Genomic DNA, 15558 nt, shown 5'->3' on the forward strand with positions numbered 1-15558 from the left:
GGATCTCAGTCTGGCCAGGATTAATCTTACCCTACCCATACCCTGCCCATACCCTGCCCTGCGCATTCCCTGCTTAGACGCCTGGCTTTAGGACTAACAGGCAGTCAAAACTAGATACACAGAAATCGCCATCCAAGCCTATGCCATCCAAGCTATGCCATCGAAGCTATACCATCAAAGATACAGCCGCTCGCGATAGGCGCGCGCGGCACTTTCCCAGCCAAAGCGGCTCGATTTGGCACAGGCGCTGACCCGCAGCCAGTCGCTGTCGCCGTAATGTTCAAGCAAGGTTTTGAATTTCTTAAGCAGATTAAGCGCAAGCTCGGTTTTATTCTCACCGTCAAAGCGCCAGCCGTTTTCGCCATCGTTAACCGTGTCCACCAGCCCGCCGACACTCGACACCAGACACGGCTGCCCTTCCCGCATCGCCAGCATCTGGCTTATGCCACAGGGCTCAAAGCTGCTTGGCATTAAAAAAAGCGTTCCGGCGCGATAAAGGGTATCCGAAAGCTCAAGATCAAAATGATTGATAAACAAAAAGTTGCTGTATCTTGCCGAGATGGCCTGAAACTCCCTGGCAATGGTTACATCGCCGCTGCCAAGGAGGATAAAGCGCGCCTTGTCATCAAAGTCACGTAGGGTCTCAAGCAATGATTCGAGCACGCTTTTGCCCTGTATTTGCATGCGCAGCAGCCCCACTTTCTGCTCGGTCAGCCTGCCCACCGACGTCAGCAAAAATGGCTGCTGGCTTTTATCTGCGAGCTCATCTGTGTGCTTGTTTATGTGATTATCTGCGAGCTTATCTGAGCGCCTATTTGAAAGCCAAGCAAGCTGCATTTCCTGCAGCCGGATCCCAGCCAGAAAATCCACCGCCATGACAGGCCCAGCGCAGCCTTGTGAGCTGCCTTGTGCTCTGCCAAGAGCGCCAAGGACGGCAGCCACAACGGCATCAGGTTCGGTGCGCCCGGCAGCGGGCTGCTCAGGATACTCGCAGCCATTTAAAATCCCGACCAAACGAGCCTCATCATTGAGGCGCTGCAAATCCCCTTCAAGTCCCTCTCCGCCGACAAAACCGGTCGCAGGATCTGAGGGTTTGAGCACCTCGGAGCAATAATGGGGCGACACCAGATGCAGCATATCGGCCGAATTGATAGCCGCCCTAAGCGGATTAACGCAGTGACCAAAACGCGGGTCCCGCACCCAGGCAGGCGCCGAGTGCTGCCCCAAGCCAAGCCAGGGATACCAGGCGGCAAGGGAGGAGGATTCCTGCTCAAGCGGCCGGGTGCCCTGCAGCGAAAGATTATGGATGCTGAGCACCACAGGAATGGCCTTGAGCGACTGATATTTACTGTCCAAAGCCCTCAGTAGCGCAAAAAAGCCCTGATGCCAGTCGTGCAGATGCAGCCTCCGCGGCAAAGGGATAAGCCCAAGGGTGAGCGCTTCGGCCACTGCCACTCCAAAGAGTGCAAAGCGGTCGGCATCGTCGGCAAAGGGGCGGCCATCGGCGCTGGTGACATAAAGCCTGCCGGGGGAAGAGCGCCATAAAGGATGCTCAAGCAAATAAACCGTTTCCCCCGTATCTGCATCAAGATGCTGATAAAGCGCAATTTCTTCCATACCATGACGAAATGGCACCGCAAATCTGCACCTCTCGCCAAGCCCCAAAGACTGAGTTAAGAAGCCATAGCCCGGCATCACCACACTTACCTTTATGCCCTCCGCCCCCAGCGCCGGTACTATGCCGGCAATCACATCGGCCATGCCGCCGACCTTGGCGCCTTTAAGAGCGCCGTGCTCGGCGGCCAGCATAAGAACAGACAGCGGCTCAGCCTGCGGCATTAAAGCTACACCCTCTTTACGCTCTGCCATCTTATTCAAACCCCACCGCGAGGCCGAGCATCTCGCGGGTAATAAGCACCACGCCCTTGTCGGTTACCCTGAAGCCGCGGGCCCTGTCGTGGTCGTGGTTGTAGCCAATCACCATGCCTTCGGGAATGATACAGCCCCGGTCGATGATGGCGTTTTTGATGCGGCAGTTTCGAAGCACCACCACGTCGGGCAATATCACCGCCCCTTCGACCTCAGAGTATGAGCACACCCGCACCTCGTTAAAGAGCACACTGCGCTTGACCCGGGCGCCGGAGATAATGCAGCCGCCGGAGACGATGGAGTCCACCGCCATGCCGCGTCTGTCATCATCATCAAACACAAATTTGGCGGGTGGCAGCTGCTCCTGATAGGTCCAGATGGGCCACTTGGCGTCATAGAGGTTGAGCTGCGGCTCCGGCGATAAGAGCTCCATATTAGCCTGCCAAAAGCTGTCGAGGGTGCCGACATCGCGCCAATAGTCCTGCCCTACCCCAAGACCACTTTTGAAGTTGTAGGCAAACACCTTGTGCTCACTGATGATGGACGGAATGATGTCCTTGCCAAAGTCGCGATCAGAGTCGGCTTTTTCAGCATCTTTTTTCAGCTGCTCAAACAAAAACTCAGTGTTGAAGACATAGTTGCCCATAGAGGCAAGGCAGCGCTCAGGGTCGTGGGGTAATGACTTGGGCTCAGAGGGTTTTTCTTCAAAGCCGATAACCTGCATCTCATCGCTCACTTCCATTACCCCAAAAGCACCCGCCGCTTCCGCCACACTGACTTCCTGACAGCACACCGTCATGTCGGCGCCGGACTGGGCATGGGCTGCCAGCATGCTGGCGTAGTCCATGCGATACACATGGTCGCCCGAGAGGATCATCACGTACTTGGGCAGCTCGTGGCGGATGATATCGATATTCTGAAACACTGCATCGGCCGTACCCTGATACCAGCTTTGGGAGTAACGCTGGGAGGCGGGCAGAATTTCCACCGACTCACCCAATTCACGCTTGAAATGGCCCCAGCCGCGCATCACGTGGCGAATAAGCGAATGGGACTGATACTGGGTAACCACCCCAATGCGGCGAATGCCCGAGTTGACGCAGTTGGACAGCGGAAAATCAATCACCCGGAACTTGCCACCGAAATAGAGCGCCGGTTTGGCGCGCCAATCGGTGAGTTCATACAGGCGCGAACCCCGGCCACCGGCGAGGATCAGCGCATAGGTTTCCCGGGTCAGGTTACTGATGTAGCGTGGGCTGTGATTGGGCATACAAGGCTCCTTGATTCAGGTTGTCAGGCGCCGCGCCAGATATCGTCGCGATAACGGGCAATGGTGGCATCGGAGGAAAAGCGGCCGCTGGCGGCAGTATTGCGAATACTGCGCACCGTCCACTCGTCGGGGGTTGCGTAAAGCGCCGCGGCGCGCGCCTGGGCGCTCACAAAGGAGTCAAAGTCAGCGGCGGTCATCCATTGATCCCAGGGGCTTTCGATGGCATCGATTAAAGGGTCAAAGAGGCCCGGCTCCTGCAGACTGAAATGACCACTGCGGACAAGCTCAAGCACGCTACTAAGGGCGGGCGAAGCGGCGATGATGTCTTTGGGGCGGTAATCTTCCTTAATCCTTGCCACCTCATCGGCATTGAGGCCAAACAGGAAAAAGTTGTCCTCGCCCACGGCTTCCAGAATTTCGATATTGGCGCCATCCAGGGTGCCCATGGTGAGCGCACCATTCATCATGAATTTCATGTTGCCGGTGCCGGAGGCTTCTTTGCCGGCGGTGGAAATCTGCTCCGATAAATCTGCGCCCGGGGCTATCACTTCCATGGCGCTCACGTTGTAGTTGGGCAAAAAGGCAAACCGCAGCCAGGGCGCAACGTGGGGGTCGCTGTTAACCATGTGGGCCACATTACCGGCAAGCTTGATTATGAGTTTGGCGGTGGCGTAACCCGGCGCCGCCTTGCCGCCAATCAGCACGCAGCGGGGCACCATGCCTTGGGTATCGCCCTTCAGCACCCGCTGATAGAGATGAATAACATGCAGCACATTCATCAGCTGGCGCTTGTATTCATGGATGCGCTTAACCTGCACATCGAACAGCATTTGGGTGTCGAAGGTAACGCCACATTCACGTTCAACGAGGGCCGCCAGTGCCGCCTTGTTGGCAGTTTTCACCCCGCGCCAGGCCTTGATGAAGTCAGTGTCCGAGGTAAAGGCGCCGAGGCTTGAAAGCCGGTTTAAGTCGTCGCGCCAGTCGCTGCCAAGGCGGCGGTCGATAAGGCTTGCAAGCTGCGGATTACAGGCCATCAGCCAGCGCCTTGGGGTAACCCCATTGGTTTTATTGTTGAATTTCTCTGCCCAAAGGGCATGAAAATCCTTGAAAAGACCACGGGTTAAAAGCTCGGTGTGCAGCGCCGCCACGCCATTGACTGAAAAGCTGCCGACAATGGCAAGGTAGGCCATCCGCACCCGGGGTTCGCTGCCCTCTTCAATAATCGACATCTTGGCCAGCATGTCGGCATCGCCGGGCCAGTGGTGGGCTACCAAATCCAGGTATCTTGCGTTGATTTCAAAGATGATTTCCAAAATCCGCGGCAACATGTGCCCCAGCATACGGACACTCCAGCACTCCAGCGCTTCCGGCAGCAGGGTATGGTTGGTGTAGGCCATGGTGGCGCTGGTGATTGCCCAGGCCTCATCCCACTCAAGGCAATGCACATCGATAAGGAGCCGCATCAGCTCAGGCACGGCAATGGCCGGATGGGTGTCGTTAAGCTGCACCACGTTGTGTTTGGCAAATTGACTCAAGTCATCCCCAAAGCGGGCAATATGGCGGCGCAGCATGTCCTGCAGACTCGCCGAGCACAAAAAGTACTGCTGGCGCAGCCTAAGCTCCTTGCCGTTTTCACTGGCATCATTGGGATAGAGCACCATGGTGATCTGCTCGGCAAGGTTCTTACGGGCCACGGCTTCGGCATAGTCGCCCTGATTAAACTCTTCCAAATCAAAATCATCGGTGGCTTCGGCCTTCCACAGCCTCAGGGTATTGATGCGGCCGTTGCGATAACCGGGCACCGGCATATCGTGGGGCACGGCCCGCACATCCTGAGTGCCGACCCACTGGATATGCCGCCTGCCCGCGCGGTCAACATAGGACTCGGTATGGCCGAAAAAGGGCACCAGCACCGCCAGCGCGTGCAGACGCACTTCCCAGGGGTTGCCCTCTTTAAGCCAGCGATCCGGCCGCTCAATCTGAAAGCCATCGACAATCTTCTGGGCGAACATGCCGTACTCGTAGCGGATGCCGTAACCTGTGGCGGCAATGTCCATGCTGGCGCAGGAATCCAAAAAGCAGGCTGCCAGCCTGCCAAGGCCGCCATTGCCAAGACCGGCGTCGTGCTCCTGCTCGGCAATCTCTTCAAGGCTTGCGGCAAAGGGCGTCAGCGCGTCGCGGGCATCCTTTGTTAAATCCAGATTCAGCAGCGCATTGCCAAGGGCGCGGCCCATCAGGAATTCCAGCGACAGATAGGCCACCTGCCGCTTATTCCCCTCGGCATCCCTGCTGCGGGTGCTACGCCAGTCATCGAGAAGCTGCTCTTTTACCCCGAGGGCGAGCGCGTGAAATAAATCCTGCCCCTGGGGTTCAAACCGGCACAGGTTGTAACGCAGTTGCCGCTCAAGGCAGGCGGGCAGCGCATCACAGGGCTCGCAGGGCTCATGACGGCTTTTACCTTTCATCGAATGCTCAGCGACCTGCACGCCACCGGCAGCAGCTGATTCAACCGTACTTGTTTCACGCTTAGGCATAACTTGCTCCTTTGCCACACGCCAAAAGGCTTAAAGGTTGCCGCCACACAGGGTTTGCGGTGCTGACGGAGAAAGCGGTGCTGACTCAGAAAATTGCCCGTCTGGCGCCAAAGGCAGACTGTGCAGCAGCGCCGCGCCAAAGGCCGGCAGATACACACAGCTGCCGCTCTGCACCATGCGGCCCCGGAGAAGGCCGCTGCCATCAGGATGGTTATCAGAACTGCTCATAAAGTCAGCGGCATTGCTGCAAAGCACCTCAAGCTTCGACCAGAGGTTGAATGCCGGCAGGCGGACGATGCGCCCCTCGCTGGCGGGATTTATCACAAACAGCAGTAGCTGCTCGCCGCGAAGGGGGTGATGCTCACCAAAGGCAGCGATGAGTGCTGTGGTGCCCCGGATAGGCTCGACTGCAAATGCCTGCTCCTCTGCGGCCACTTCCTGTTTTGACAGGCACTCGAGCGCGGCGGAATTCGCCCTGCACGCATCCGGGCTTGTATCGAAAAAGTTCGGCTCGGCCCCGAATGCATCACCTATGGCCTGCGCCAGCGGCGTTTGCTCATGGCGCGGCCCGAAAGCCCTTGCTATGCCCGCCTTAAGCTCAGCCTTTGCCGCGCCCTGCCAGTCGGCGTCCTGCATCGGCTCGCCGCGCTCATTAAACCAGGCCAGAAAACGCCCCTTGCGGCCATCTTCGACGCTGGTGCTGTGGATGTAGTGTTCGGCGCCGAGGAGCGGCAGGCGGCGACGGATGGCAATGAGCTCACGTACAAATTCGGCAAAGCCGTGGTCGGCGTTTTCCCAGTCAATCCAGGCGAGCGGATTGTCCTGACAATAGGCATTGTTGTTGCCCTTTTGGGTTTGCCACAGCTCATCACCGGCGCGCAGCATAGGTACCCCAAAGGAGAACAGCAGCGTCATCAGCATGGCGCGGGCCTTGTGCTGGCGCAGCGGCTCAAGCTCGGGGGCATCGCCCTCAACGCCCTGATTCTGGCTCAGGTTTTCCCGGTGGCCGTCGCGGTTATCTTCAAGGTTCGCCTCGTTGTGGCGCTCGGTGTAGGAGAGTAAATCCCGAAGCGTAAAACCGTCGTGACTGGTGATGAAGTTAAGGCTCGCCCAGGGGCCACGCAGGCTTGCTTCAAACAGATCCGCCGAGCCGTGAAAGCGGCGGGCAAACTCCCCCAGCATGGTTTCATCGCCGCGCCACAGGCGGCGGATGGCGTCGCGGTATTTATCATTCCACTCCGAAAACGCCATAGGAAACTCGCCCAAGCGATAGCCACCGGGCCCCACATCCCAAGGCTCGGCAATGAGTTTAAGGCGCTTGAGCTGAGGGTCCTGGCCGATGGCGGCAAAAAAGCCGCTCATCACATCAAAACCGGTCGCGGTGCGGCCAAGGCAGGCAGCCAAATCGAAGCGAAAGCCATCAACACCGCCCACCTCACTCCAGTAGCGCAGCGAATCCAGCACCAGCTCAAGCACCCGTGGATGATTGAGATTCAATGTGTTACCGCAGCCGGTGTCGTTGATATAACCGCCAGACGGCGTGAGCCGGTAATAGGCGGCATTATCGAGGGCCTTGAAGCTGTAAACCGGTCCCTCGGCGCCACCTTCGGCGGTGTGGTTGTAGACCACATCCAAAATCACCTCGATGCCGCGGCTGTGGAGGTCATCGACCATGGCGCGAAAGTCGCCAATATCGCCGTAGTCACTGTGGGGCGCGAAAAAGCCGATGCTGTTGTAACCCCAGTAGTTGGTAAGGCCCTTATCGGTTAGAAAGGGCTCATGAAAAAACTGCTGGCAGGGCATCAGCTCAACTGCGGTAATGCCAAGATTGGCGAGATAATCGAGCACCTTTGGCTCAGTAAAAGCGAGAAACTTGCCGCGATGCTCATCGCGAATGCCGGGAAAACCCATGGAAAAGCCCTTTACATGCAGCTCGTACAGCACGCTGTGCTCCATCGGCACACGGGGCCTTGGGTGCACAAAAGGCGGCAGCGCGGCGATATCCACCAAACGACTTTTGAGGGCAGGCACTTCAGTTTGCGCCTTTGCTGGCATGCCAACTATGGCGCGGGCATAGGGGTCAAGCAGCAGCCTTGATGGGTCTTTGAGTCTGCCAAAGGCCTGATGCTCGCCGTGAACCCGGTAGCCATAACACTGGCCATGGCGCACCCCATCGACACGTAAAGACCAGAGGTCGCCGCGCCGCTTCATCGGATAACAGAACTCTTTGCCGGCCTCATCAATCAGGCATAAAAACACCGCCTGACTGTCGCCGCTGAATACACAAAAGTCGGCGCCCTTGTCGGTTAGCCATACTCCCGGCTGCCCGGCGTGGAAGTTCATTTGCTGACTCCTTTTGCCGTAACAGATGAGCGGCGCTTGGCCGGAGCTCGGGTTGAGGGAGTTGAGGGAGTTGAGTGAGTTGAGTGAACAGCGGCATTAGCTGTCGCGGCGACGGCGTTTGAGCCGGTTTTTATGGCTGATCCGCTTGCTGGAAAAGCCCGTCCAATAACCAAACAAGCAAGGGGCGGCACTGTGATAAGGGCGCTTCTTCGCTGCCCCTGTGCAGGCACGTCGTCACAGACAATTACCCCGCCATTGCCCTGATTGCTGCCGCCGTAACAGTGGGCATCGCTGTTTAAAAGCTCGCGCCACTCATCGGCAGCTGCACTGTCCTGCCCCGCAAAACAGGCCTGCCCAGCAACACTGTACTGCTCAGCATCATGTTCCCCAGCGTCAGCCTCGATAACATCCGGCAGCCCAAGCCGGTAGCCGTGATACAGCTCAGGGGTCATATTGACCACAAACACCAGCGCCTCTTCGCCCCTGCCGCGCACAAAGGCGTAAATGCCGTGGGCGGCGTTGTCGCAGTCAAGCCAATGAAAGGCGGACATATCATGGTCACTCTGCCCAAGCACAGTGCGCTCGCGGTACAAGCGGTTTAAATCGGCAAGCCACAGCGCCAGTCCCTGATGGGGCGCATATTGCAAAAGGTGCCAGTCGAGGCTTCTGTCGTGGTTCCATTCATCACGCTGACCAAACTCGCCGCCCATAAACAGCAGCTTTTTGCCGGGGAAGCCCCACATGTAGCCGTAGTAGGCGCGAAGCGTGGCGAACTTCTGCCAGTCGTCACCGGGAATTTTCGACAGCAGCGCGCCTTTGCCGTGCACCACTTCGTCGTGACTTATGGACAAAATAAACTGCTCGCTATGGCCGTACATGATGCCGAACGTAAGCTGATGATGATGAAAACTGCGATAGACAGGGTCTTTGGCGAGATAACTTAAGCTGTCGTTCATCCAGCCCATGTTCCATTTAAAGCCAAAGCCAAGCCCGCCCTGATGCACGGGCCGGGTAACACCATCCCAGGCGGTGGACTCTTCGGCAATCATGATGATGCCCGGGAACTCGGCATAAAGCCGTTGATTCAGTAGCTTTAAAAAGTCGATGGCATCGAGGTTTTCGCGGCCACCTTCGCTGTTTGGCAGCCACTGCCCCGCCTCGCGGCTGTAATCCAGATACAGCATCGACGACACAGCATCGAGCCTGAGCCCATCGATGTGAAAGTCCCGAAGCCACACGGTGGCCGCCGACAGTAAAAAGCTTTGCACTTCGGCGCGGCCATAGTTGTAGATCAGGGTGTCCCAGTCGGGATGGCGTCCAAGGCGCGGATCTTCATGCTCATAAAGGCAACTGCCGTCGAAGCGTGCCAGGCCATGGGCATCGGATGGGAAATGGGCTATCACCCAATCCAGCAGCACGCCAATGCCGGCGCGATGACAGACATCCACCAGATATTTAAGGTCATCGGCACTGCCAAAGCGCTGGGTGGGGGCAAAGAGGCCCACCGGCTGGTAACCCCATGAACCATCAAAGGGAAACTCCGACAGCGGCATCAGCTCAATATGGGTAAAGCCCATGGACTTGATGTAAGGCACCAACTCATCGGCAAGCTCGCGGTAACTGAGCCAGGCACCTTCAGGCTGCTCACTGCCGTCCTGCTTTCGCCGCCAGGAGCCGGGATGAAGCTCGTAAATACTCACCGCTTCTTTGTGCCAGTCGCGGCTGCGCCCGCTCATCCAGGCATCGTCCTGCCACACAAATGCGGAGGCTGGCGCGATTCTGGATGCATTGTTGGGCGCCGCTTCCATCGCTTTGGCAAAGGGGTCAGATTTGATAAGAAGCTCGCCTGCGGGCGTGAGGATTTCAAACTTGTAGTGGGCAAAATCCTGCACTGCCGGGATAAAAATCTCCCAGATGCCGCTGGCGGGGTGCTGGCGCATCACATGCACCCGGCCGTCCCAGTGGTTGAAATCGCCAATCACAGAAACCCGTTTGGCATTGGGCGCCCAAACGCAAAACAAAATACCCGCCACGCCATCGACCACACGCTGGTTGGCCCCCAGATAATCCTGGGCATACAGCTCACGCCCCTCACCGAAAAGGTAGAGCGAAGTGTCGTCAAGCTGTGAGCCAAAGCCGTAGGGGTCATCAATCACCACCTCAAAGGCGGGATAGGCCACCCGCAGCCGGTAGGCGAAGGGATTAGTGCGCCGCCCAAGCAGGCCTGCAAACAGCCCCTCCCGCGCCACCGCATCAAGACTTGCTACCTTTTTACCGTCTTTGGTCAGCACATCCACCGCCATGGCCCCCGGCAAAAAGCAGCGCACAAGGAGCTTGCCGGCGACCTTGTGCATGCCCAGCAGAGAAAACACATCCACGTATTCGCCGCGGGCGAGCAGGCGGGCCGCATCGTCGCTGATAAGGGCGCTACTTGCCTTCAGGTTCACCTCGGCCTCACCGCAGTAAGAGGCAATTGCCTTAACACCCGGCGCTGGGGTGGTAGTTACGTCGCTGTCACACACATCCGGGGCTGTCATGCTGTCCTCCAAAGGCAAAAATGAAATTAACTGCGCGGCGGCTCATCGCCATCCGGCGAAAACCAGGTTTTGGGCTCTTGAGTTTTTGGCGCTTCATTGGGCATTGGCGTCTGTGTCTTTGTCACCTGTGTCTTGGTCACGTCGGCGCGCCTGCCGAGCCGTATCCCATGTAAACGGGCGCGAAATTCGGCCGATTGCCACAAGCTGTCCAGAGACAAGCTCAGCCGCGCCCGCCAGTTCGGGTATTCGTTGTGGGTGCCGGGAATATTTACCGGCCGGGTTTCCAGCGCCAGATCCCAAAGGCTTACCCCCAAAAGCTCGGCGCGGCTGCTGCCGCACCAGTGCAGCAGCGCATCGAAGGCCGCAAGCTCATCCGGCATGGCGGGTAAGGGCTCAGCGCGTTCTGGTTCAGTGTTTTCAAACTCAGTGCTTTCATGTGCAGGATTACAGGTATCCTGTGCCAAACTGCCGCTTGCCACCAGCGCACGCACCAGTGCCTGTTTCTGCCTTTCACGCTCGGCAGCTTTGCCGTCGCGGCCAAGACCGATGGCGTCGAGCGTGAGCAAATCACTGCCCCGCCACCAGGCGATAAAGGGCGGCACATCCTGATTGCCAAGTTGCAACAGCGCGGCGCGCCGATGGCGTTCAGGCGCAGTAAACTCATCGCCATCGCGGCAGAAATACACAAGGTCATTGCCCAATATCCCAAGCTGTTTGAGCTGCCCTCTGAGCCCGGGTGGCACAGTGCCCAGGTCCTCGCCGATAAGCACGCAGCGGCTTAAATGACTCTCGAGGGTTAAGATGGCAAGCAGGGTGTCGGCCGGGAAATGCAGGTAGCAGCCAAGTCGTGTATCGCCAGCGCCGCTGTCCTGCTTCGGGTGTACTTGCTGAGCCGAGTCGCTGCCAAGGGGTGGGCTCCAGCACCAAATGCGGCTCATCGCCATCACATGGTCGATGCGAAGGGCGCCGCAGTGGCGCATGTTTTCACGGCAAAGCTGGCGAAAGGCCTGATAGGCGCTTTGTTTGAGCGCGACAGGATCAAAGGGAGGCATCCCCCAATTCTGGCCCTTGGCCGAAAAGGGATCAGGCGGCGCGCCGATATCCAGAGTGCGGCAAAAGGCGGCGGTCCGGGTTTGCTGCGACGGCGGGCTGACTTCACTGCCCTGCCCGAGTGCGCCCACAGCAAGATCCCGCACCAGACCAAGGCGCATCCCCACCTGACGGCAGCGAAGCTGACTCTGCTCAAGCTGCTCATCGGCGACGAACTGCAGCCAGGCAAAAAAGCGTTTGGTGCCAAGGGCACTCACGAGCACAGAGTCTGCAGCCCACAGCAGACCTGCGCTGCTGGCTTGTAACTGCGCTGCCTCATCAAGCTGGCTTTGGCAAAAATCCTCCAGCGCAGCGCCGCGCCGTGCAACAAAGGCATCGAAGCGCTGCACCCGGCCGCAAAGTTCATCCATGGCCGCAAACACCTGATACAGCCGCGCCAGCGCCCGGTATTTAAGGAGCGCCACCTTCGGGTAATCAATCTGGCCGAGTTGGTTGAGCAGCAGCCGCTCACGCAGCCAGTCGCCCGCTTTAAACTGCGCGCTGAGGCTTGGGTATTCCGCCATGGTGTCGATGGCAATGTATAAGGGATTTAAAAAGCGCCTGTCCCAGGGGCTGTAGGGGCTGATAAGGCTCAAGCTTGCAAGGGATGGCGCGTGCAGCGGCGTCAGGGTGATAAAGTCGCAGCCGGAATCAGCGGCAAGGTCAATCAGTTTGCCAAGGTCGGCAAAATCCCCCATGCCCCACTGGAGCTGGCTGCGAAGGTAAAACAAACTGACGCCAAGCCCCCAGTGACGCGCTCTGGCATGGCCATGGCTTTCAAGTGGCCCCTGATAGGCGCGCCTCGGCACTATCAAAAGCTCGCCAGAATGCACCGTCAGCAACTTGTCTGACTGCTGAGAGTGCAGCTTGCCTGAGTCTGCGCCTTTGCCGCCCGAACCCAGTAACAAATCCTCAAGCCAGAGCGCATGGATGTCGGCGCGGTATTCACCCACGTCAAGCGAAAAAGGCAGCGCAAACCTGAGCCTGAGATAAAGGCCATCAGGGCGCAGATAATCCCCGACCTGCACAGCATCAGTAAGACAGAGCTCGGTTTGAAACTGACGGGCTTTGGCGCTGGCATTGGCCGCACTGTCAAAGCCGAACAAGCCATTGCTGAAGGACACGACCTCATCACCAGACGCCGTGATGGTCAGCGTCAATGCCTTGGTATTGGTTTTGGACTTGGGCTCGTCGCAGGACTTCAGCATAAACGCCTCTAACATAAGCGCCTGCGGCAGTTGCAGCTCAATTGCCGGTTCATCCACACAGGTATGCTGCAGCGGCGGCAGCACACAAAGCCAGGGGGCAGCATCAAGCGCGTCGATACGCGCAGCAATGCCCGCCTCATCCGGTGGCAGGTCACGCCCCATCAAGGCACACAAAAGCGCCATCCGCTCGGCATAGGTAAACTCACGCCTTGCGCCGTCGCAATCGATGAAGCTGTCACCCACTCCTTGCAGATAAAAGAGCTTATCCAACGCCATGCCATGCTCCCCTGCCCCAACCATCACTGGTCACAGAGCAGACAGCATGCCAAACAATTGCTTCACTTTGGTTTCAGCAAAATGAATATAAAAATTATTAACTTGGATGATAAAGCATCGATGACAAGTCTGTGCTTTTAAAGACATTTGCCTGAGATTGGGCACCACAGCGGTGCAGTCTGCACAAAAATGCAGCAGCCATAATTATCCGTCGTCTGTGGTGGTTGCTTGTTTTGTTAACCAGTTACAACTTTTGAATTCTTTTACCCAGATAGGGGTATAAAGCGCGCGACAGATCACAAATCTGCCCCTTGACCACTGCTACCTTTAGCGCCAGAAGAAATTCAATTTCAGCTACGTAAGGTGAAACATTATGGCTGCTAAATTTTATATCCCCTCAGTAAACGTACTTGGTCAGGGTGCGGTGGACGACGCCATTGGCGACATCAAAACCCTCGGCTTTAAAAAGGCCCTGATTGTGACCGATAAGCCCTTGGTGCAAATCGGTATTGCCGGCGATCTGGTCGAAAAACTCGGTGAAAGCGGCATTGTGGCCGTGGTGTTTGATGGCGTGCAGCCCAACCCCACCACGGGCAACGTGGAAGCCGGTCTTAAGCTTTTGAAAGATAACCAGTGTGACTTTGTGATTTCACTGGGCGGCGGCTCGCCACACGACTGCGCCAAGGGCATTGCCCTGGTGGCCACCAATGGCGGTAGCATCAAAGATTATGAAGGCGTGGACAAATCAGCCAAGCCGCAACTGCCGCTGGTGGCCATCAACACCACCGCCGGTACCGCCAGCGAAATGACCCGCTTCTGTATCATCACAGACGAAGCGCGCCATATCAAAATGGCCATTGTGGATAAGCACACCACACCGATTTTGTCGGTCAACGACCCTGAGCTGATGCTGAAAAAGCCTGCCGCGCTCACCGCTGCTACCGGTATGGACGCGCTGACCCACGCGGTTGAAGCCTATGTATCCATTGCCGCCACCCCCATCACCGATGCCTGCGCCATCAAGGCGATTGAACTCATTCAGGCTAACCTTGCCCGCGCGGTGCACGATGGTCAGGATCTTGAAGCCCGCGAGCAAATGGCCTATGCCCAGTTCCTGGCCGGCATGGCGTTTAACAACGCAAGCCTTGGCTATGTGCACGCCATGGCGCACCAGCTCGGCGGCTTCTACGACCTGCCCCACGGCGTATGTAACGCGCTGCTGCTGCCCTATGTGCAGGAATTCAATGCCAAAGTAGCGGCGCCGCGCCTTAAGGATGTGGCAAAGGCCCTCGGCGTTGACGTCGCAGGCTTCACCGATGAGCAGGGTGCCCGGGCAGCGGTGGATGCCATCAAGGCGCTGTCAAAATCGGTGAATATTCCGGAGAACCTCACGGTACTTGGTGTCAAAGCCGAGGACATTCCGGTGCTGGCAGACAATGCCCTCAAAGATGCCTGCGGCTTTACCAACCCGCGTCAGGCAACCCATGAAGAAATCAGCCAAATCTTCAAAAATGCCCTCTGATGTTTGCTGACAGGGGGTAAGCCCCCTGCTGAAAGCACAAGGCCCCCGGCGCTCCCCCGGGGGCCTTTTTATATTCAGCAACGGTTTAACACCGCCGCCGAGCACGCCAACACCGGCAAATAATCCGCCAAAGCGCACGCCATCAGATAATCAGGTGACAACCAAGGCAAACCCCACCAAATCGCCAGCCCAATGTAAATTTACCGGCTTTTATCGCGGCCACAGGGTTACATCATGATACAAATGACTTAAAATACGTAAGTTCGCTTTTTCCCTGCAAAGATTAGGCTGACACAGGCCCGGCTTTATGCCGGGCCAATTTTTTGTGCAATTTGATTGAGTTGGCCTGCTCACAAATCCATCAGCCAATGCTAAAGTGAGATCTGCACCCATTTTTAAGCCCTTGGTGCGTGTTACAAACAGTACAGGGTTACCGGGCCCGCAACATTCAATACAGGCTTGGGTAATCACTTCTTCAGTGACCACTCTTTGGTAAACACAAGGCAGGAAACGATGACAGCCATTACCCACGTATACAACTACACCGTCCGTTGCCCTCATTATCAGGATCCTTCCCATGAGGTGAGTTGGAAAAACCACATCGAGCTCAATCATTCCAGTGAAATTGCCCTGAAGCGTATTACCAAGTGGCACAGCGAATCGGGCGACATGGCCTTTGAAGACCGTGGCTTTGTGGTCCGCAAAGCCAGTGACGAGAAAGCCTATTTTGCGGTGCAAAGCTCAAGGCTCAAAAACGACGGCCATGCTCTGGTGACCTTTAAACTGTTTTTGGATGACTGCTGCGACAAGGCCGATCCGGCCGATATCATCGATCATCTGATTGGTGACTACGAGCAGCGCTTAAGCAAGCTGTAACGACTGAAGCGGCCATCCGGCCAAGGCTTCTTCA

The 15558-nt window shown here is 57.2% G+C and carries 8 protein-coding genes; 2 read left to right on the forward strand and 6 right to left on the reverse strand.

Annotated elements, in window-relative coordinates; translation table 11 throughout:
* Positions 1–174 precede the first annotated feature (174 nt).
* From KJI95_RS01815 to malQ, 6 genes are all read right to left on the reverse strand, one after another.
* Positions 175–1869, reverse strand: a complete 1695-nt coding sequence (locus tag KJI95_RS01815) for a glycogen synthase (protein WP_250885525.1) — start codon at positions 1867–1869, stop codon at positions 175–177.
* 1 nt (position 1870) lies between these two features.
* Positions 1871–3139 carry a glucose-1-phosphate adenylyltransferase gene (glgC, locus tag KJI95_RS01820; protein WP_214505460.1) on the reverse strand — a complete coding sequence of 423 codons (1269 nt, stop codon included), beginning with the start codon at positions 3137–3139 and terminating at the stop codon, positions 1871–1873.
* A gap of 23 nt (positions 3140–3162) precedes the next feature.
* Positions 3163–5604 (reverse strand): glycogen/starch/alpha-glucan phosphorylase, encoded by a 2442-nt coding sequence (locus KJI95_RS01825; RefSeq protein ID WP_250885605.1) that lies wholly within the window; start codon positions 5602–5604, stop codon positions 3163–3165.
* A gap of 99 nt (positions 5605–5703) precedes the next feature.
* Positions 5704–8016: a glycogen debranching protein GlgX gene (gene glgX, locus KJI95_RS01830; RefSeq protein WP_214505462.1), complete on the reverse strand. Its 2313-nt coding sequence runs from the start codon at positions 8014–8016 to the stop codon at positions 5704–5706.
* Positions 8013–10553: a 1,4-alpha-glucan branching protein GlgB gene (gene glgB / locus KJI95_RS01835; RefSeq protein ID WP_214505463.1), complete on the reverse strand. Its 2541-nt coding sequence runs from the start codon at positions 10551–10553 to the stop codon at positions 8013–8015. The genes glgX and glgB overlap by 4 nt, the downstream gene beginning before the upstream one ends.
* 26 nt (positions 10554–10579) lie before the next feature.
* Entirely contained in the window at positions 10580–13126 is a 2547-nt protein-coding gene (gene malQ, locus KJI95_RS01840) for a 4-alpha-glucanotransferase (protein WP_214505464.1), read from the reverse strand.
* A gap of 373 nt (positions 13127–13499) precedes the next feature.
* Here malQ and yiaY point away from each other — a divergent pair, with 373 nt between their 5' ends.
* Positions 13500–14648, forward strand: coding sequence for an L-threonine dehydrogenase (yiaY, locus tag KJI95_RS01845; RefSeq protein WP_214505465.1), 1149 nt, complete (start codon positions 13500–13502; stop codon positions 14646–14648).
* A 513-nt stretch (positions 14649–15161) separates the two neighbouring features.
* The gene (locus KJI95_RS01850) at positions 15162–15524 is read left to right on the forward strand and encodes a cytoplasmic protein (RefSeq protein ID WP_214505466.1); all 363 of its coding nucleotides are present in this window, start codon (positions 15162–15164) and stop codon (positions 15522–15524) included.
* Positions 15525–15558: the final 34 nt, after the last annotated feature.

Origin of the sequence: Shewanella jiangmenensis (assembly GCF_018596335.1) — a bacterium.
GTDB classification, from domain to species: domain Bacteria; phylum Pseudomonadota; class Gammaproteobacteria; order Enterobacterales; family Shewanellaceae; genus Shewanella; species Shewanella jiangmenensis.

What these genes read in the sequence shown, in the direction of transcription:
- glgX (WP_214505462.1), bottom strand. Translation starts at nt 8,016, where the DNA reads ATGAACTTCCACGCCGGGCAGCCGGGAGTATGGCTAACCGACAAGGGC.
- KJI95_RS01825 (WP_250885605.1), bottom strand. Translation starts at nt 5,604, where the DNA reads ATGAAAGGTAAAAGCCGTCATGAGCCCTGCGAGCCCTGTGATGCGCTG.
- glgB (WP_214505463.1), bottom strand. Translation starts at nt 10,553, where the DNA reads ATGACAGCCCCGGATGTGTGTGACAGCGACGTAACTACCACCCCAGCG.
- KJI95_RS01850 (WP_214505466.1), top strand. Translation starts at nt 15,162, where the DNA reads ATGACAGCCATTACCCACGTATACAACTACACCGTCCGTTGCCCTCAT.
- yiaY (WP_214505465.1), top strand. Translation starts at nt 13,500, where the DNA reads ATGGCTGCTAAATTTTATATCCCCTCAGTAAACGTACTTGGTCAGGGT.
- KJI95_RS01815 (WP_250885525.1), bottom strand. Translation starts at nt 1,869, where the DNA reads ATGGCAGAGCGTAAAGAGGGTGTAGCTTTAATGCCGCAGGCTGAGCCG.
- glgC (WP_214505460.1), bottom strand. Translation starts at nt 3,139, where the DNA reads ATGCCCAATCACAGCCCACGCTACATCAGTAACCTGACCCGGGAAACC.
- malQ (WP_214505464.1), bottom strand. Translation starts at nt 13,126, where the DNA reads ATGGCGTTGGATAAGCTCTTTTATCTGCAAGGAGTGGGTGACAGCTTC.